The sequence below is a fragment of the Bradyrhizobium sp. CCGUVB1N3 genome (genome assembly GCF_024199925.1).
Lineage (GTDB): Bacteria > Pseudomonadota > Alphaproteobacteria > Rhizobiales > Xanthobacteraceae > Bradyrhizobium.
Genome location: NZ_JANADR010000001.1, coordinates 7,542,580 through 7,561,850, shown reverse-complemented (window position 1 = coordinate 7,561,850; position 19,271 = coordinate 7,542,580). Strand labels below are relative to the sequence as shown.

General features: G+C 59.6%; 15 protein-coding genes and 1 pseudogene. 10 read left to right on the top strand and 6 right to left on the bottom strand.

Going from position 1 to position 19,271, the window contains the following annotated elements:
• Window positions 1-42: 42 nt before the first annotated feature.
• The 9 genes from NLM33_RS36005 (at window position 43) to NLM33_RS35965 (ending at window position 12,381) form a co-directional block, all read left to right on the top strand.
• Window positions 43-585: a hypothetical protein gene (locus NLM33_RS36005; RefSeq protein ID WP_254103220.1), complete on the top strand. Its 543-nt coding sequence runs from the start codon at window positions 43-45 to the stop codon at window positions 583-585.
• 1,657 nt (window positions 586-2,242) lie between these two features.
• The gene (locus NLM33_RS36000) at window positions 2,243-3,316 is read left to right on the top strand and encodes a Gfo/Idh/MocA family protein (protein WP_254103219.1); all 1,074 of its coding nucleotides are present in this window, start codon (window positions 2,243-2,245) and stop codon (window positions 3,314-3,316) included.
• 370 nt (window positions 3,317-3,686) lie between these two features.
• The gene (locus NLM33_RS35995; protein WP_254103218.1) at window positions 3,687-3,857 is read left to right on the top strand and encodes a hypothetical protein; all 171 of its coding nucleotides are present in this window, start codon (window positions 3,687-3,689) and stop codon (window positions 3,855-3,857) included.
• A gap of 499 nt (window positions 3,858-4,356) precedes the next feature.
• Window positions 4,357-7,476: a DUF2169 domain-containing protein gene (locus NLM33_RS35990; protein ID WP_254103217.1), complete on the top strand. Its 3,120-nt coding sequence runs from the start codon at window positions 4,357-4,359 to the stop codon at window positions 7,474-7,476.
• On the top strand, window positions 7,466-8,542 hold the full coding sequence (locus NLM33_RS35985) for a pentapeptide repeat-containing protein (protein ID WP_254103216.1): 1,077 nt from the start codon (window positions 7,466-7,468) through the stop codon (window positions 8,540-8,542). Before NLM33_RS35990 ends, NLM33_RS35985 begins: the two co-directional genes overlap by 11 nt.
• Window positions 8,543-8,545: 3 nt before the next feature.
• Window positions 8,546-8,953, top strand: coding sequence for a DUF4150 domain-containing protein (locus NLM33_RS35980; protein WP_063621679.1), 408 nt, complete (start codon window positions 8,546-8,548; stop codon window positions 8,951-8,953).
• 31 nt (window positions 8,954-8,984) lie between these two features.
• Window positions 8,985-9,929, top strand: coding sequence for a hypothetical protein (locus NLM33_RS35975; RefSeq protein ID WP_254103215.1), 945 nt, complete (start codon window positions 8,985-8,987; stop codon window positions 9,927-9,929).
• A 17-nt stretch (window positions 9,930-9,946) separates the two neighbouring features.
• Window positions 9,947-10,600: a DUF3540 domain-containing protein gene (locus NLM33_RS35970; protein WP_254103214.1), complete on the top strand. Its 654-nt coding sequence runs from the start codon at window positions 9,947-9,949 to the stop codon at window positions 10,598-10,600.
• A 5-nt stretch (window positions 10,601-10,605) separates the two neighbouring features.
• On the top strand, window positions 10,606-12,381 hold the full coding sequence (locus NLM33_RS35965; protein WP_254103213.1) for a lipopolysaccharide assembly protein LapB: 1,776 nt from the start codon (window positions 10,606-10,608) through the stop codon (window positions 12,379-12,381).
• A 168-nt stretch (window positions 12,382-12,549) separates the two neighbouring features.
• Here the strand turns inward: NLM33_RS35965 and NLM33_RS35960 are convergent.
• A pseudogene (locus tag NLM33_RS35960) lies at window positions 12,550-12,670 on the bottom strand (IS481 family transposase); the annotation flags it as partial.
• A 323-nt stretch (window positions 12,671-12,993) separates the two neighbouring features.
• Here NLM33_RS35960 and NLM33_RS35955 point away from each other — a divergent pair.
• Window positions 12,994-14,427: a hypothetical protein gene (locus NLM33_RS35955; RefSeq protein WP_254103212.1), complete on the top strand. Its 1,434-nt coding sequence runs from the start codon at window positions 12,994-12,996 to the stop codon at window positions 14,425-14,427.
• Window positions 14,428-15,045: 618 nt separating this feature from the next.
• Here NLM33_RS35955 and NLM33_RS35950 read toward each other — a convergent pair.
• From NLM33_RS35950 to NLM33_RS35930, 5 genes are all read right to left on the bottom strand, one after another.
• Window positions 15,046-15,345: a hypothetical protein gene (locus NLM33_RS35950; protein ID WP_254103211.1), complete on the bottom strand. Its 300-nt coding sequence runs from the start codon at window positions 15,343-15,345 to the stop codon at window positions 15,046-15,048.
• A gap of 214 nt (window positions 15,346-15,559) precedes the next feature.
• Window positions 15,560-16,072, bottom strand: a complete 513-nt coding sequence (locus tag NLM33_RS35945; protein ID WP_254103210.1) for an Hcp family type VI secretion system effector — start codon at window positions 16,070-16,072, stop codon at window positions 15,560-15,562.
• A 188-nt stretch (window positions 16,073-16,260) separates the two neighbouring features.
• Entirely contained in the window at window positions 16,261-16,620 is a 360-nt protein-coding gene (locus tag NLM33_RS35940) for a hypothetical protein (RefSeq protein WP_254103209.1), read from the bottom strand.
• Window positions 16,621-16,642: 22 nt separating this feature from the next.
• A complete protein-coding gene (locus tag NLM33_RS35935; protein WP_254103208.1) occupies window positions 16,643-18,124 on the bottom strand; it encodes a type VI secretion system Vgr family protein in 1,482 nt (493 codons plus the stop codon).
• Window positions 18,125-18,239: 115 nt separating this feature from the next.
• Window positions 18,240-19,178 (bottom strand): serine/threonine-protein kinase, encoded by a 939-nt coding sequence (locus NLM33_RS35930; protein ID WP_254103207.1) that lies wholly within the window; start codon window positions 19,176-19,178, stop codon window positions 18,240-18,242.
• Window positions 19,179-19,271: the final 93 nt, after the last annotated feature.

Here is a 19,271-nt window from a genome sequence, read left to right as displayed (position 1 = left end):
TTTGCCGACCACCGGCGAGATGCAGAATTGGAGGATCGAACAATGAAAAGATATTTTGCGGCTATCGTGGTATCCGTAGCGTCGTTCCTGGTCGAGCCTGTCTTCGCAGCGTCGCCGCTCGCCCAATTGACGCCAATCACCGGGACGCCTGTCTTCTTTGACGCGAAGAAAATTACGGCCGTCGTCGCTCTGCCGACCAGCGAATTTCGCGTCGACGCCGAAACCTTGCGCCTTTCGCCGCAAATCTTCTTTCCGGTGCCGGCCGAGCTGTCGTCGAACGGTCCGAAACCGCCGCTTACGCAGGTGCTCTGCATGTTCGCAAACCTGATGCCAGTGAAAGAGTCCGTGGACGACGTCCTCAAGCTTGCGGGCCGCGACCAATTCGTTCAGTTCACGCTGCTTTCCGGCGACAAAGTCTGGATGCGAGCCTCCGCGATCGGCTGGCTATCGCGCGAATACCCGGCCGCGGCGAACCCGGGCGCCGGCAGCTACCTCGGTTTCGGCCTGGCTCCCGGACGGCCGACGGCGGTGAAGGAAGACGTCGGCACCGTTCGCAAGGCCATCGAGCAGGCTTTGCCGAACTAAGGCCGCCGCTCCTCCACGCATATCTACCGCGGGGCGGGCGCGCGAAGCGGTTCTATTTGCGGCGATGGCTGGCAGATCGGCCCGGACGAATCTGGCGACCCTCATCGGTCTAGTTTGGGCGATTCACACCACAGTGGTTCATTTTGACGTGTCAAGCATCTTTACTGAATCACAGTCCTTCCAGCAGCTTGCCCATCGTTCACCGGCGTTTTTCCCGTACCGGATCGACGGCCTGCACCGCAGCTCCCTTGGGCCGAGCGTCATGCGTTGACTTACCCGCGGTAACTGCAAACGCATGAGCTTTTGCTAACGCATGATCTACTGATTGCCGACAGCTAGGACAACTGCTTGAGACCGCGCATTGGTCACGCATGGCCGTGGCCGCAGACGGCAGCGCGAGGACATCTATTCGAGGCATAATCACGCCATACAAGCTGATCATCGTGCCCGTGTTGGTGCAAGCCAGCCAGTCATCGCATCGCGCCGATGCTGATCGTGGCCGACCGCCAGGGTTGAGCCGTATCGGTTGGTCCAATGAAATATCTTGCCGGGTTCGTAGACTGTCTGGCCGATGAACCAAGCCGCTGTCCGACCGCCTTGTTGTCGGATCCCACAAGGCCTATCCGGCTCACGGCGCAGCGACGGCTTCAGGGGCGTGGGTGCTCTTGATCGGAACATTCGCTTCGATACCGGGAGGCGACAGCGACAATTCCGGCGCCTTACAACTGCTAAAGCGGCCGGTTGCATGAGAAAGCCAAACTCTGGCGGCACAAAGTGTTCCTCCTGCGCTCGCGCAGCGCGCCCAATCCGTGAAAGCCAATTCTTTCTGTTGCTTTCAGAATGCACTTGACGGTTTCACACCGCACCGTGCCGGTAGCATGCAGAGCCGGTTTACGGTCGACAGCCTTAGTCAGGCCTGCGCGAGGTCGGCGATTGTTGATCGTTTCATCGCACCTCCCATACGTGCCATCAACGCATGATGTTATACGACGCAAAGAGACTCTGTTCTGAATGGCAGCACCATCAATGTCGTAACCACAGGAGCACAATTTTATCGCGGCGGATGATCCTATCGTCTCCATCACCATCATCCAACCTCGACTTCCATGACTCGACGGAAGCCATTAAGGAACCTTCTCGGATGTCGATCACCCCGGAAACGGCCGCGTTCTTGCATGCCGAAACACACCGTGCCCGGGCTTTCTTCTGGGGTGCTGGGTTTGCGACATTTGCGTGGAGGCTCAACTATGCGTCGCCCCTGTTCGAAGCAAGGTTTTGCACAAGGTCTTTACTGGCACGGCAATTGCTCGACCGTGAATGTCCGCCCTCGCCAACCTTTTGGGTTCTGATGTTCCTGCGACTTGGCAATCATTGCCGCAACAGAGAGCCAGCTGTGACAGCGCATTCGCAATTTCAGGCGCAATGCGGCAGGTCCGTTTCGATCTGGCCGCAGCCTAACGGCTACTCCACCAACTCGGTCATCTGATGGGAAGTCAGGAGGGAGATGAAATGAGTACAGGGTCCAAGGCTGTCACCGGATGGGGTGGCAACCCTCAGATACGACCTCGTCTCCGCTGTATGACTGCCAGAAGCGAACGAGGTTGGAGGGAATCCGACCAGCCTCGAACGCGATCCAACACGAGCCCTCGGAGAGGAAATGATGATCAGGTATGCAGTCGTCGGCGCTGGCTCGATTTCGCAACAGGCCTTCTTGCCGGGAGTCGGACAGGCCGCAAACTCGAAGGCTACCGCAATCGTAACCGGTCATCGAGACAAGGCCGCGCGACTGGCGGATTTCCATGGTGTTGGTCAGGTCGTCAACTATGACGGATACGATGCCCTTTTGAGAGGCTCCGACGTCGACGCGGTATATATTGCTCTGCCCAACCACTTGCACGCTGACTACGCTGTTCGGGCGGCTCGCGCTGGCAAGCACATTTTGGTCGAGAAGCCGCTGGCTACCAACGAACAAGATGCCCTCGCCATGATCGCCGCTGCGCGCGAGGCCGGCGTGCTTCTGATGACCGCCTACCGCCTCCACAACGAACCCGGAACCGTCGCGGTGCTCGACCATATCCGCAACGACGCGATCGGCCGACCGCTTTTCTTTCAATCGGTGTTCAGTTTCCAGACGGCGGCAGGAAACCACAGACTCAAAGCTGCGAGTTGGGGTGGACCGCTCCAGGACGTCGGGGTCTACTGCGTCAACGCGGCGCGTCATATCTTTGCTGAAGAGCCGATCGAGGCCGTGGCAATGGCGCACCGACCGATCGATGACCAGCGATTCGGCGAGGTCGAAGCGTCGGTTGCGGCCTTGCTGCGTTTTCCTTCAGGCGGTTTGGCCCAATTCGTCGCCAGCTTCGGGGCGGCTACCGTCGACAATTATCGGGTCGTCGGAACGGCGGGCGATCTCGAACTCGACCCCGGCTTCAGGTTCGAGACGGCAACAAAATTGCGACTGCGCCGCGACGGCGAGGCCGGCGAAACCCAGTTTCCGCACATCGACCATTTTGCCGCGCAGGTGCAGTACTTTTCAGATTGCATCAAAGCTGGAACGCCGCCCGAAGCCGATGGCGAGGAAGGCTTGGCGGACCTGCGCGCACTGCTCGCCATTGAGACGGCCGTCCTGACCGGGCAACCGCAAACGATCACATCCCGTCCACGTGCCCGCCATCCAACGCCCGACATGGTGCGATTTGTCCCTGCAACCGATCGACGACTGGTGCTCTGAGGAGACTGCTGTAATCAACGCGGGCGAAACGCGTTCGACCTGCATAGATCCAGCCCTCGCCGAATCTCCGCGCCGTGGTAGAGGCCGAGCTGCCGTGTCCGGCGTGCGACCCGCTTGTTTGCTGCCTGGCCTCGAAGTGTGGTGGGCGCTGCCATCATGTTTTCATCGTCCGTTGTAAGCCCGCAGTCACAAGCAGTTAGTCTCAGTCCATCGCGTGATACCGCCGGCGTGGACACATCGAAGTCGCCGCCAGGCCAACCGCTGAACGCGAGGAGAGCAAGTGCGAACGTTCTTACCGTCTTCGCCTGCAGCGACGTGCCGACGACGTTTGCCCTACTGAAGCTCCTGATGTCATCTTGAAGGAATTCGCATGCGGCAGACCATCGTCGTGTTTCGGGTACGTCAGGCGTTGTGCGTTCGTCGGAAACTGGACACGGACCAGTGGTTGTTTCCGCACGAAACGCCTTCGTTTCCCACGATTGTCGCAGCAGCCATTGGAATGGAAATTGCTGTACTCAATCACAAAGCCGATCAGGCTTGATGCGAGGACCTCCTCGATCGTGATCAAGCGTCGCTTTATCCTCGGAGGTCGCCGATTTCGCCATGACTGGATCGCCTTGGATACGATCGAAGAGCTTGCGTTGTTCCTGCAACCGCCGCCGGTTGCGTTACGTGCACTGTCTTTTCGTCCTATGAGAACAAATTCACGAGCAGTCTTTCTTTCGCCCCCAAGCGGATTCGGACAAGCCGTTCGCAAACATTGGTCCTAGTGGTCTGGATCGATTTGACGTATTCGGCAAGGAGAACTCGTTAACTGAGCGTCGAACCTTGTGAGCTGAACGTTCTGGCAATTCGAACTTGACGTGTAGCACAACGATGGCTCTGCCCGAGCGGGCGGCTGCCACACGCGTCAATTCACCGCGCCGTAGGCAACAGATCAATTCGCAACTCTGTCACGCCGGAGAAATAGGATTGCGAAGTGGGACATTTACCGGGGCGCTCTCATGCCCATTCTTATAAAGCCCCGAACGCTGGGTCTGTTGACCAAATTCGAGCGACGTCCTCGCGGGGCAAGCCTCATCATTTCCGCCTTGGCGATGTTCGACCTCGCGAACCCCTGCGCTGACCGCCTGGAGGGCGAGCAGGAACTTTGGGTCATGAGCGCGAAAGAACTTCCGCCCGGCAGCCCGCTTGATATCGGCATGCCCAAGCCGCAAGCGGAAGTGCTCATCGGTGGACATGCGGCAGCGCCCGAGGGACGGCCGATCCAGCGCATGATGTTGGGCTGGTCGCTCGGACCGATACAAAAGCGCCTGTTGGTGACGGGCGATCGCTATTGGCAGATGACGGCGGCCGGCTGGCGACCAACAGCTGCCAACTCTTTCCGGCAGATGCCGCTAATGCGTCAGCGCGCATTCGGCGGGGCCGGACATCCGACGAATCCGACCGGCACGGGCCACGAGGCTCTTCGCCGTAGCCTGGCCGGCGAAGTGGTGGCCCTACCCAACCTGGAAGATCCCGAGTACGCGGTTCAGTTCATCGAGACAGCGGCGCGACCCGCAGCGTTCGGACCAATGGCCCTCGATGATAAGGAGCGCCTGCGACACGCTGGCACTTATGACGCGGCGTGGCTGAAATCAGCCGCTCCCGCGTTGGCGCTTGATGTCGATCCGCGCCTCTTTCTGTTCGCACCGCTGGACCAGCGCCTGGGCGGCTTTCTTTGCGGCGGAGAACCCTATGCGCTGCAAAACTTCTCCTCGGAAGATCCATTGATCGAAGGCCAGCTGCCCACCTTTCGCGTGCGATGCTTCCTCGGTTGGAGCGCTCCAGAGCGTGCTGTCAGCGAACTGCAGACGCGCATCGACACGCTGTGGCTGTTGGCCGGTGCTCGCCGCGGCATTATGATCTACCGCGCCGCGACTGCCGTGCAGGAAATCGACGGCGGCGACGTTGCCGACATTATGGTCGCCTACGAGCGGCAGAGCGATCCCGCGCGGTCGATAGATCATTATCTGGATGTCAGGCGGCTGCGCCTCGACCCGAAAACCGCCGCGCGATACGCCTTTTCGGAACATCAACTCACGCCCGCGCGTTCGTCTACCGAGCACGAGCGCCGCGCAGTACGGCGAGCAGAATTGGCCGAATTGCGTGCAGAGCGCCAGCAGGCCTCAAGGCGCTGGGCGCTCGATCAAGAACTCGCACGTATCGATCTTCCACCTGCGCTGCGCCCTACATTCGAGACCTCGCCCATCGAACCGTCAACTATTCCCGAATTGTTGCCCGAGGAACTCGAGAGCGGCGAAGTCGACTTGGCCGAGATTCTAGACGCCGTAGAGACGGTCCAGTCCAAGGCCGTGTCCGATGTCGACAAGCTTGCTGCTCAATGCGAGCCCATGCGCGAGGCGTATGAAAGGATTTCCGGCGGGGGTGCTGTGTCGGGCGACATCGACACGTTGCTTGCCGCGATCGGCAGCATGGACGCTGCGCACGCGATGGATGCAAGCTTTGAGCAGGTCCAGCCATTGCCTATCTTGCCGCCGGAAGTTGATCCGACCCTCGTGCACGAGTTCGAAGCCAAGCTCGCGCGGGCAAAGGACTGGCGTGGCGGGATTGTTGGCGCAGCAACACGGCCAGTCGACGAGCATCAGCAATTCGAACTTGCGCACGCTCGCTTCTTCGGCCTGCCGGCTGGCAGACCGCTTGAGTCGATAAGAGCCTCGTTATCGGACGACGCTTTTTCACTGCCCGACGTCCCTTCACTTGCGCTGCCAAAGGAAGCCCAGCGCGTCAAGTGCCAGCCGCCGCGGCCACCGACCATTGACGAGATCACAGCGCAGATCGAGAACAACGGTGCACCCACTGAATCCGTGCAGCGTCTGCGCACGGTCTTCACCGATGCCGAAGCGGCGCTCAGAGGCACCCTGCCCTCGTTAGCCAGCGATGGTCGTGCGCCGTTCGAGGCATTCGTCGGGACCGATCAACCGCAGCTCGCCGATACGACCGAAGCGGCGCTGGATGAGGCCGTCCGGAAAAGTAAGGAGGCCCTGACCGGCCTGCAGACCGAGATCGATCGCGCCGAAGGTCAGCTCTCGCCCGCCATGGCCGCGGTCAGGCTGGCCTCACCCAAGCCGCTCGAACCTCAATCGGCGCTGGCTCCAGCCGTGGCACGCGCGCTGGGCGAGGTCGTGGAGGAGGAATACAGCCGCGGCCGCTCGCTCGCTGGCCGCGATCTTGCCGGCGCCGACCTGTCGGGCAGGCAATTCGCCAAAGCTGATTTCTCCGGCGCCTTTCTCGAACGCGCCAAGCTGAACGGGACTAACCTTGCCGGGGCAACACTTATGAAGGCCACGCTTGCCGGCGCGGTGCTCGTCAACGCTGATCTAAGCGCGAGCGACCTTACTGACGCCAATCTTGGTGAAGCCGACTGCCGCGGGGCGCGCTTCGCAGGCGGCAGGCTTGTACGTACTCATGTTCTCGGAGCACGAATGGTGGGTGTGTCCTTCGATCGCGCCCGTCTCGCTAATCTACAAATGTTGCACCTGCCAATGATCGGGGCCACATTCCGCTCTGCGCAGCTACATCAATGCGGGTTCATTCGAGCCGCCCTGGATAACAGCTTATGGCAGGGTGCCCTCCTCCAGCAAACACAATTCATGGACTTGTCGCTGTGTGGTGCGGTCTTTTCCGGCACTCGCCTGGAGCAAACCTGCTTCCTCAAAGTGGCAGCGCCGCAACTCGATTTCAGTGCCTCCAAATTTGACCAGGTCAGCTTCGTCGGTGAAATCGATCTTCGCGATGCCCGCTTCGACCATAGCAGCGCTGAGGCGCTTTCCTTTCAGGACGCCGACATCAGCGGCACCGACTTCAGCATGGCGCGGCTTGACGGTGTCTATTTCGGGAAGTCAACTTTGGTGCGCGCGATCTTCCGAATGACCTCGCTGAAAGGTGCGGTCTTCACCGGCGACGATCTGCGCGGCTGCGACTTTTATGCCGCCAACCTGCTCGAGGCACATCTCAATCAGGCGGATCTGGCCGGCGCCAGTTTGCGCGATGCAAATCTCTATGGTGCCGATCTGATGGATTCGACATTGGACGCCGTTGACCTGAGCAACGCCAATATCGAGCATACCGTCCTTATGGTCCCTCGCCATGTCAATTGATCTGCTGTTGCAATCAATCGCCCACCGCCTCCCGGTGCGCCAAGTCAATCTCGATGGCGAGACGCTGTCTGGACTATCCCTGAACGATGGCCTCGTGCTGAGCTCATCCTTTCGCAACAGCAACTTCGGCGGCACCTCCCTGACTGGCATGACTTTTCAGGACTGCGACTTCAGCAGCGCTTTATTCGCCGACGCTTGCCTCGACAAATGCACGTTTATCAATTGCTGCGCAGGCCATTCCAACTGGCGAGGGGCTAATCTTATCCAGTCGACGTTGATGTCATCGGATCTCAGCCGTGGCGACTTCAGCGAGACGCGGCTCACTCAAGCGACAATGATGCGCTGTGTCTTGGCCTGCGCCGTCCTGCGTGACGCCACCTTGTCACAAAGCGCCATCATGGAATGCGACCTGGCCAATCTCGTACTCGACGGCACCACACTCACGAACGCAGCCATCACGCAGGCCGATTTGCGCAGCGCTAGTCTCGCAAATATGCGATGCGACACTATCCTGTTGGCGGAATGCGATCTGTCCGAGCGAGACCTCACAGGTCTGACGCTGATGCGCGCGAACTTGAGCGGGGCAAGGCTGGACGGCGTCAACTTGTCGGGCGTAGACCTCTCTGGCTCGATTTTGTCAGGCGCCAGCCTCGTTGGCGCCGACCTCTCACGCGCCACCGCCTCGAATACGCTGTTCGACAAGGCGGACTTGCGAGCCGCCAACCTGCGAAGCGCCGATTTGAAGCAATGCATCTTCCAGGAAGCGCGCCTCGACAGCTGCGATCTCTCGAACACAACATTGGAGATGGCCGTATTTACACGTGCATCCGCCAAGTCTACCTCGTTTCGCGATGCAAGGATGCCTTATGCGCTGATGCACCATGCTAAGGCCGATGGCAGCGACTTCTCCGGCACACGCTTTCTACGCACCGATTTCCATTGCACATCGACTACCGGCAGCCTGTTCGTCGGCGCGCGTGGCAGCGCCCTGCCGACGGTGCCTGAACGCGCTGTTGCCGAACTCTACGATGCGAGTTTCGTGACCCCGTTCAATGGAGAGCTCTGAACCATGCCCTACGTCAATGCCAACGGCCCCATGTCGGCGCAGGATCTCGGCTTTCCCGACGTATGCAACACACCGGCCGGTCCCGCCGTCGTGCCCACCCCCTATCCGAATATCAATTTGAACACGACAAGCATTCCCAGCCAATCTCGTTGCCTGCTCATGTGTATGCCGGCGCACAACATGAAGACGGTGCGCGCGATATCGACGGGTGACAACGCGGGCGTGGCCCTCGGCGTCATGTCCGGCACGGTCATGGGTCCAGGTCGCGCCATGAAGGGATCGACCAATTTGTTCATCGGTGGCCCGCCGGCGACCAAGATGGCGATGCCAACCAAGCAGAACGGTTCCAGCCCGAACACATTCGGACTGTCGATATCACCGTCTCAAACACGATTCATGGCGCTACGCTAAAGCACCCATCCGAATGACCGAGGAGCCGATTATGTCGAATGCCTATGCCCGATTTTTCGTCCCAGAAACACCAAACTCTCCCCTGACGAGCTCGAGCTATCTGCGGCTCGGCGCTTATTCGGTCGGCGAGGAGGAGATTGTTACCGACCTCATCTCAACCAGCGACAACAATTCGACCAAGCATGAAAGCGACCACGCTGGCATACTTGCCTTCACCCAGAGGGACTTCCAGGTAACCGCTGAGGGCGCTTCGCTCATGAGAATCGGGCGCGGCCACACGACCGAGGTCAGGAACGGCGACGCCAAATATAAGGTCCTAAACGGCGCCTATGAGATCTCGGCCCAGAACGACGTATCGATCAGCGCCGGTGCCGACGGAACCGCGGGCAACATCAGCTTGACCGCCTCGCATTACGAGCAGACCACCAAGGGCGACGTGTCGGAGACCACTCACGGCAACTCGACACGGACCACAAACGGCTCGGCTATGGAAATCTACAACGGTGCCAGAGTGACCTGCGTTCAAGGCGCAAACGTTACCGCGGCTGTGGGCCTCAGTGTGGCGGCGTCCCTCGGCGGGGCGATTTCCGTCAACCTTGGCTACAATCTTTCAATCAGCTGTGGCGGCAACTGCTCGATCAGGTACTTCTTTGCAAATAGGCTCACGATCGGCAACGAATTCAACAAGGTGACAGGCAACATGACCAGGATCATCGGTGGATACAACGTACAGGTCGCTGATTCTGATATCCGTTATGTCAAGGAGACCTATCTCAAGGTGGTAGACGATGCTGACGTGAAAAGGGTCAAGCTCGACGGCACGTGGTGCGAAACGCGCGTGCAAGTAGCAGACGCACAAGTGCAAATCGGTCAAATGAGCTCCGATCAGCACCAGGTTGTCGACAGAGTATGCGAGGTCGAAAGCGCAACCGGCCGGTATAACACCCAAAACTGGCGTACGCTGCTGTACCTGTAGCCAGCAGGAGTGAGAATATGACAGTGGCCTTCCGCACCAACGCTGAGCTCTTGGCGCCAACCGAGCGCCTGCTTGATCCTGGGCATCACACTGCCCGTATCGTGGCAATCGATGACAATGGCACAGCGTCGGTGGTGGAAGTCGCCGGCGCTCGTCATACGGCGGTGGTAGCTTTCGGCTGTCTGGTACGACCGATTCCTCAGGACCTCGTGCTAATCTTCAGCGATGCGAGGCAGGTCTTCATTCTGGCTGTGCTCGAGCGGCCGAGGTCAAGTTGCGGGACCCTCGCTTTGCCCGCAGGTGGCAATCTATCGATTGAGGGCGACACCATCGCTATCGCCGGCCGTCAGCGAATGTCCCTGCGCGCCGACACTATCGATCTGCGGACTAAGCTGTTTGCCGTGTTCGCGGACAGGGCCAGCTGGATCGGCAGGCTTTACACGTTGATTGCGGACCGTTTCCGCAGCGTGACGCGCATCCAGGAAGCGAGCGCGGATTCGCTTACCGTAAAGGCAGTCGAGCGTATCGCTATCATCGACCGTATCGACTCGCTTCAGACCGAAACCCAGGTGATTAAAGTGAACGGCATTGCCTCCGAGACGGCTCACAGTAGGGTCATTGCCGTGACCGAGGACCTCCGCCTCGACGGCAAACGTGTGACGGTTGCATAGCGCGCATGCTGACCACCGGCTTTCCGGCTCCAACCTGGCAAGACCGCCTTAGAACGGCGCAGGAGTTCATTGCAACCAACCGTCTCGATGAGGCAGAGGCGCTACTGAACGATATCCGTATCGTAGCCAACGATCCTGACATACTCAACGTAAAGGCGACGCTGGCGCTCGCGCGGCGGCGGACCGAGTTTGCGTTCGAGATGCTGGCGGAAGCGGCAACCCTCTATCCTGAGCACTCCGGCCTCGTTACTAATCTCGGCATCGCCCACGAATTGCTCGGCCGCTTCGACGAGGCGGTGATCTGTCTGGAACGCGCGTCGGCACTCGTCCCGCACAACGAAGACATCAAGCTCGCGCTCGCTCATGCTTTGCTGTGCCGCGGCGACATTACGCAAGCCCGCGCGATCACGCAAGGCGCTCTAAAGCACGAGCCTGCCAATGCGCGCGCCTTCCTCCAACTTGGAGCCATCGATCTCGCCTTGCGCGACTACCCATCGGCCGAGGCGGCCTTGCTTCGCGCCCTGGAACTTACCCCGGACGATCCCGATACGCTGCGCAACATGTCGGTGCTCTTGCTCGAACAGAGCCGCTTCGACGAAGCGCTGAGTTTTGCGGAACGCGCCCATTTGCGGGCCCCGCTCGATACGGCCGGGCTTCTGCATCTGGCCTATTGCCGCGCCGCGACTGGACTCTGGCTGCAAGCGGAAGCCGCTTGCAAGAAGTTGCTTGCCTATGCGCCGACCCTTCTTGGCGCGCGCGAAATCCTGGCCCGCGTCACGATCGCAAACGGTGAGGTGGATCGGGGCATTACGGAGCTCACGCAGTTCGTACGCACCCACAAATCAGATCTTTCCGCCGCGCTTGTTCTGGCGCGCACCCTGCAGTTTGTCGGCCGGTTCAATGACGCCCTCACGCTTGCCAGCCACGTCGCGCACGCCTGCCCTGACGATGAAACGGCAAGCTGTTTGAAGACGACCCTTGAACTGACGCTCGGTCGCTTCCCGACGCCCGAGCCGGTCGCCTTGGCCCTTGTGACTTTGGTTTTTGTACCGCCGACGACTTGCATGCTCGAATTCGTGGCGCTCGTTCGTCTTGTGGGTCGGCTGGCGAGCCAGCAAGGTGTGCGAGTCGTTGCGGAGCCACATTACAGGGCAGTTCTCACCAGCCTAGCTGAGCAGGTCATTTCAGAGGAGCCAAAGTCTGGACTCTCCACCACCCCGCTGCAATCGTTACTGCGTATACTGGCGATCGATGCGCACAACATTGCCGATGGCATCCCTTATCTGCGACCCGATTCGGGGTTATTCGCCAAATGGCGAGACGCTCTGGCCAGATTTGCAAGACCATTGGTCGGCATCGTGTGGGACGGTGGTGTTCTCGGTCTAACCATGGAACAGATCGCCGCTACGCTTCCCCACTCCATCACGCCGATCAGTCTGATGACCGACGCGCAACGGCACAACATGAAGCGATGGAGCCGCCCTATTGATGCTGGTGTGCATATCGACAGCCCAGCGGAATTGATTGCAGCGATCGCCAATCTCGACGCGGTGATTGGACCCGACAGCTTCGCAGTCCATATTGCCGGTTCGCTCGGAGTTCCCGGCGTTGTCTTCGTGCCAAACGGCTACCCTTGGTACTGGGCCCAGGGCAGCGGAAAGCCGCTCTGGTACCCATCGTTCGAAGTCGTCGTGCAGGAAGGGCTCGGGAATTGGTCCGGGGTGATCGACGAAGGTCGGCGCCGGCTCGCCGCGCTATTGCACGCGCACGCGATCGATTGAGCGGCTTGCGCCGTCCAGAGCGTAACCGGAGGTCACCATTTTCGATTTGCGTGCTGCAGACATTCGCCAAACGCCTAACTCCGACATGAGAGAGTGCCGCGGACAGGCTGGCCCGGCAGAAGCCCCCTAGCGCGCTCCCGCTCATCCTGGAGATTGGCGCCGGGTAACGACCGGCGCCTTGCGGTCATACAGCTTGGCAAACGCCACCTTACTGTAGTCCATGAAAGGTCTGCTGATAGATCTGCCGAACGCCCTTCGTGTTGCCGACATAGAAGGTATCCTGCGCGCCGGTCACTCGCTCTCGAACTCGCCGTGCGCTCGCCCTTTATCTGCAAGACCAGGCCCCTGTTTGCATTCAGCTTCACGCACTTGCCGTCTTTCCTGATCTCGACGCCGCGCATGTCAGATACCCAGATCGCGACAGCGAGATCTAACGCGCCGCTTATGGGCGGTCCGAAGGTTTCAAGCGATCGGCGCGTAGGAGAGGTCTGGCGTTCATTGGCTGCCGCGACAAGCCCCTTGAACAGGCCGGACAACGCTGGCACGGCCCTTGCTATCAAGATGCAACCCTGAGTGAGCCTGAGTGCCTCCTTGCCGCATCGGAGTGGGATTATGACGGGCAATCCGCAGGCTAAAAAGCAAAAGCAAAACCCTCCGAACAAGCTCCCTGATGCGGACGATGCGCTGATCTCCGATTTTGGGGAAACACTTATGCGTCTGCATCCGATGAGATACGTCGGGTACCCAGGTGTTCTTCGCAGGTTCAGTAACTGGCTCAAGAAGGGCAAGAAGGAGCCCATGACTAGCCGACTTTTCCATGATGGGCTTACGGACGATGCAGAACAGTTCAAGCGTGAATTCCAGAACAGCGCGATCTGCCCCGCATTGGCGCTGCTTCGGGAACAACATCGTGAGCCAGCAGGGGGGCACACCGGTGAGGGCAGTTCGCAGCAAATCACCGGGGCATCGTCTTCAACCGCGGCCGTGTCGTCCTTCGCCATCGGCAGTCTCGGATCGTTGCCATCCGAGTCGAGCAATCGCGGTTTGGACTTGGATCTGAATGCGCCCCTTCCGGATGAGTGGCTTATTTCCGACTTCGGAAGCCAAGCCAATACGGCTGGCCGGAGCCAAGGCGTCGTGGCGCAACAGATAGGCGAGCTCAAGAAATTCTCCGCCTGGCGTCGCCAGACTGGTAAGCCGGAAATGGCCGGTCAGCTCGATCAGCTGCATGACGATGCGCAGGCCTATGCGGTAAGTCAAAAAGTTGACCCCGACGCCGTTGCTACCCTCAAAAGGGCGGTGAAATGGCTTACGGAAGCCGCGCCACGGAAAACCGTGAGTGGCGGTCTAAGGAAGGCAAAATACGACGAGGACGACGATCTTATTGACAAATACGGGGCAACAACAGACTTGAATATGAAGTCGGCGAGTGTCCGCGTGTACGCAACGGCGCTGCGTCGGTTCAGTGACTGGCTCTTTGACAACGACAAGACGCCGATCGCACGCCGACTTCACCGCGATGAGCTGTTGGAGGATGCTGATCAATTCAAGGTCTCGTCCAGTGACCCATCGATCCGACCCGCGCTGACAAAGCTTCGGAGCTTCATCCTCGAGCAAGCGGATTCCTCCGCCGGGGTAGACACTCCGCAGCGCAGCTCGGCCCAGGTGCCTGCCCAGTCGCTCGTGGAGCTCCCGTCCTCGGGTTTCGGCGGAGGGAGGCCCGTGGCGGAGTATGGACATCTTGTTGACTTGGGCTGGCAGCATGGCCGCCAAGCGGCCCCGGACATCCTGATCGCCGAACTGACGAAAAACGGCCTTCTGCCGACGACGCCGTTCCAGTCGACACATATGTACATCTTCGGCCAGCCCTACACCGCGCAGTTGGATCCGGCGAATGGGGTCGTGACCGGAAACAATCCGCGAAGCGGCAATAACATTATCCTTGTCCCACAAATCAAACTCGAACCGGGCGAGTCAGCGGGAGCGCGCATCGCACACGTCCCGGAATCACAGCCGTTCGCGCAACAATGGCCAACAGATACCTGATCTAAATCATCTCACGCAACACAGGCGCAGCCGTCTCGACCTGCCTTGCTCGGTGCAAGGCGCGTTCGGCGGTCAAGGATGGCCGCAGGCGACCGCGGCGCGGCACGAAGCGTCCTTGAGGACCGACCGCCCCCTTGCGATGGTGGGTGCAGGTGGGGCTCGGAGGCGTGTCGGATGGTGCAACTCAGCTCTTCGAATCGGCTACGCGACTACCAGGCCGTGGGCGGGTCAACGCTCTTTCGAGCGTAAGAACCTCCTCCCCAAAGAGCCCGTCGCTCCTTGGTAGAGGCCTACACATCGGCATTCAGTTGGTTAAGCGCCTTTGGTGACCTTCCGGTCTTGCAAATCCATCTGCTGGACCTTGCCGCCCATCGCACATGATTTCCGGCGAGGTCGCCCCTTTTTGGCTTCCGTTCGAAGTGGGAAATAAGTGCAGCGTCAATCTCGAGGTCGAGCGCCTCATGTTGGTCAGAAGACCTGTCGGACGGCCCTGCTTTGCTTCTTGTGCGGCGGACTGTCCGTCATAGTCCATCTCCGACTCAAGGATGTCCTCCGCGCCCAACCACTTTGGGAACATCTCAAAAGCAAGGGCCGCGCAAACGAGATCTACCGAAATTGTTAAGCTTGAAGCGCCTCGCACACGCCAGACGGCGTCCCGCGTTCCAAGTCGAACAGAACCGCCGTCAGAAGCAGGACACGGTCAACTGTCGTTCGCGCGCGAACAGTTGCCGTTCCGCGCAATAGCCGCATCAGCTGCCGGAACGGAACTGCGCTCACCTCACTCACAAAGCCTGTCAGTTTCGATTGAAGAGAATCGAAATGGCCATAGTCCGACGATGCCTCTTCGTCAGCGATGATGAAATCAGCCGCGGAGCCTTGCCATGCGTGCCGCACCCCGAGTCCGAAATCACCGGCCATACCAAACGCTCCCCGAAGCGAGGCTACCCCTGGCTACAGACATTAAGCCGCGCAAGCAACGACTCGAGATCGACCGCGGCTATCGCCGCGTTCGTCCTTTGCTGTCCCCAGCCATGGCGCGGCAAAGACGCCCCCAAAAGGGCGGAGCACGAGCGGAGCTGGAACTCACAAAGCTATCGCCGCCGCCACACAGCGGCCTGGGGACCGAAGTCGTTCACCACTTGTCTTCGCCGGTGGTACTTCCGGGAACGTGTTCCCATTTCACTTCTTTGTAGGTGAACGACCAGTCTTCCATGTTTTGGAAGAAGTTGTTCTGCGGGTTGATCGTCAGTGGCAGAGAAGCCTTGCCTTCGATCAAGGTCGCGTCCTTCCAGGTCGTCTTGAAGAAGTTTTGCGGCTTCGGCATCCCGCCTGGGTCGGCGCGGTAGAACTCGCACACCACCTCTTCAAGCACCTCGTTGGTGGCCAGCGCCTGCCAGAGCAGCGGCGAGGCACGATCGAAGAACTTGGTGAAGACCACCGGCTGATGATTGCGCGCACCGGTGGCGACACCACTCGTCATATCGCGTGGGACAATGATTCCACTGGTGAAGGCAACGACGGTGATCTTTGACTGGTTGTCGGCGTCGCTCTTGGCGACTTGCCCGATGCTATCAGGCTTGGACGCATCTTTGGAGATGTCGCCCTGCTTCTTGCCTTTGATCGTTATGTAAGCTTCAAGCGCCACTTTTGCCTCCATTGTCTGATATGTGCCAGCACGAACTGACGCGACAGACATCGCAACATCCGTGCCAAATGTCGTCGGCACAGAGATCGTTTGTATTTACCAATCTTTTGGATATGCCGGTCAAAGAACGCTGCGCAGATTCCGGCGCACCGTCCCCGCTAGGTTCTCTGCGCAAGTACAGCGATCCCTCACAGCATGACAGAGCCTGCTGACTCAAGTCGACACTCGACATCGAGAAACGCACGCGTGGCAACGTCGAGCACAGCCTGCCCCGTCACCCGATAACCGATGCGTTTGTCGACGACTGCATTGCCCCGCACTGCGTAGATAACCACTGTACGAGGACCTCGTTGCTGCAGCGTTAGATACTGCGTAGATAGCAGCAGGCGCAATTCGCGTCCGTCGCGAAGCAGTTGTGAGCGAATGCCATCGGACGACGGCGGCGGAACGTTAATCGTCGGGGTTGGCAGGATGGTTGTGCGCGCTGCATTGGCGACCGCTTCTTCTAACGGATCGATCTCGCGGGTCGCGGGTCGCCAGACAGTCATAAATCGCTACGAGATGAAGAAATCACACAGACCCATCGAATATCTCGATAGAGGCGCCTGACTGCGACTTGATGCGATTAAACAAATGTGTCTCGGAGGTCACTACTCCCTTCATATCGGGATTGTGCACCGCGCCGACCACCACCGGCCGGTCAATATCGCCGTTCATGTAGCCGACAAGAACTTCCGTTCCGGCGACCAGGGGAAAATGGAGCCCGGTTTCACTCGGGCCAACATAAGGCTCGAGCTTTCTGACGTAGTCGCTGCCAAGTCCTTTCGACGCCGTGTCGTCGGCGAACGTAAACTGCAGCTTGTAACGGCCTTGGTCGTCGATTTCGGCCCGCTCATTCCACGCCTCTCCATCGATCTTGGCGCTGTAGAGGCCGACGCCCGGCGGCACAGGCGTCATAGCGACTGGACGGTAAGGTACGTCCGACCGGATGCAGTGGACCATGTTGTAGTAGGCGCGCCCGTCCCGCGGCAACGCGTTGAACCCGGTCGGCGCCGGCCGGTAGGCCGAGTGATCTGCCGCGACGACCAGATATTCGCCATCGAACCGCGGATGGCCCTGCAGTGCGAAAATGCGTCCTGCGCGGAGCTGCGGCGCATCGCTATGGGCGATGTACATCGTTTGACTAGCGCCAATTTGCTCCGCACGAATCTTGGCAAGCGTGATCGCTTCTCCTTCGGAAGCAAAATGCCCGCCGAACCGTTCGGCCTGCCCCAAGAAGCCGCCACCTTGCCCGACCTCTTCATCCACGGATATGACGGAAGGCACCGTTTCGTTGTAATCGCGGAGCTTGATCGTCTTTGTCGAGAGAACGCGGCGTTGCCGGACTGACAGAATTGCGCTTTCGTCGACACGGCGGGACGTGCCGCGGTCGCGTTGGTGCGAATACAGGATGGCCGCGCTGGCGCCGAATTGGACCTTGGGAAATGCCAGGTTCTTGTCACCAAAGACGACGGTCTCACCGTCGTCTTCCTGCTTGAAAAAATAGAAAATTCCGTTCCGTTCGCAAAGGCGCGAAATGAAATTGAAATCACTTTCATTGTACTGCGCGACGTAATTTCGCTTTGGGTAGCTATCCAGATTGAACTCCGCCGGAATGCTGATGGCTGCCCTGTTCAGCTCCTGCTTGACGATGTCATCCACGCCGACCGGCTGGCCAGGGCCGTAAACGCGGCTAGCTACGGAGAGTTCGGTGACCGAGAAGCGCGGGCGTAAAACGAACTGAAGCACCCGAAGTTCGGTTATTGTTGGGTCCAGTTCCTCTACCAGGGCGCAGAGGCCCGAGGCGATCCATCGCCCGCATGCGGTTTTGACCGTCAGCCTGGCGCGTTCACCGATCATTGAGCCGATATCTGCATTGCTCGATGTCGTGGCATAAACCTGATAGCTGAATGGCAGCGAAATGCACTCTGTGCCTTCGAAGCCTTGCACGTCGAGCTCGAGCTCTGGCTTACTGAGAATGTCCAGACTCATGCTGAGATTATATTCGGCCATCGGTACACCACCTCGAAACGCTTGCAGAGCCAAGAAGCTCGTGTCTGTTACCGCCGAGCGAGCTGCCATCAGAGACGGCAAGCGTGTGCTCGCAATTTCCAAGCATTGGAAATGATCACATAGTATCTTGCCTCCTTACACGCTTTACGACAGCCGCATGGCGCGCACCGCCCCACACGCGGTAAAACCAAGGCGGCCGGGTCAGACCCTGGACAAACTCATCGACCGTCTGGATTCGGTCGCGGCGGTTGAGGGCAAGACCCGAGGCGAGTGCCCGCCATTGCGCCGTTGAAATGGTCGAAGGCGGCGCGGGTGTCAGATTCTCGTAGAGCGCCTCATCAGCCGGCCGTCGCGCATATGGATGCGTGCCGGTCAGCACCAGATAGGCCACCACAGCAAGAGAATAGACATCATCGCTTTCCGCACGCGGTTCGCCCATCAGCATCTCTGGCGATGCATAGGCGGGGGTCATAAGAGCGATCTGATCGGACACTGCCGCGGCCCTATCGCTTCGCGTCGTCTCCTCGCGCGCAAGCACCGCACCAAAGTCCAGAATTTTGACTGCTCCGCTTGACGTCATGAAGATGTTTCCCGGTTTCAGGTCGCCATGGACCATTCCGAAACGGTGCATATGGGCGAGCCCCTGCCCTGCAGCGCCGATGATACGAAAGGAAGCAGCGGGTGAGAGTGGACGACCCTGATGTTCAATCAGGATCTGGGCTAGCGAGCGGCCCTCGAGGAGCTCCATCACCTGGTAATGGTACTTGCCGTCGTAGTCGGAGTCATAAATGCGCACCAAATTCCGGTGTACGACCTTACGCAAGAGACGCGCCTCGCGATGCAGCAGCTCGACCAATTCCTGGCGCATGGTCGGGTGCTGTCGGATGACCTTCACTGCAACTTCGGGATTTGGTTCGCGCGCCCACAGACCGATCCGATCGATCGCGCGATAGACGGTGCTGATGCCGCCGACGCCGATCACGTCCACCAGGTCGAAACGGCCACCGAGCAGGTATCCCAGGGGCGCGACCGACCCCAACGAGGACGCGTTCAAAGTGGATCCTCGCTCGAGCGGGCAACGATTGCACGGACATCACCGGTTGTTCCCCTGGTGCAAGCCCAAAGTAGGCGGAGCGCCGAGCTCGCG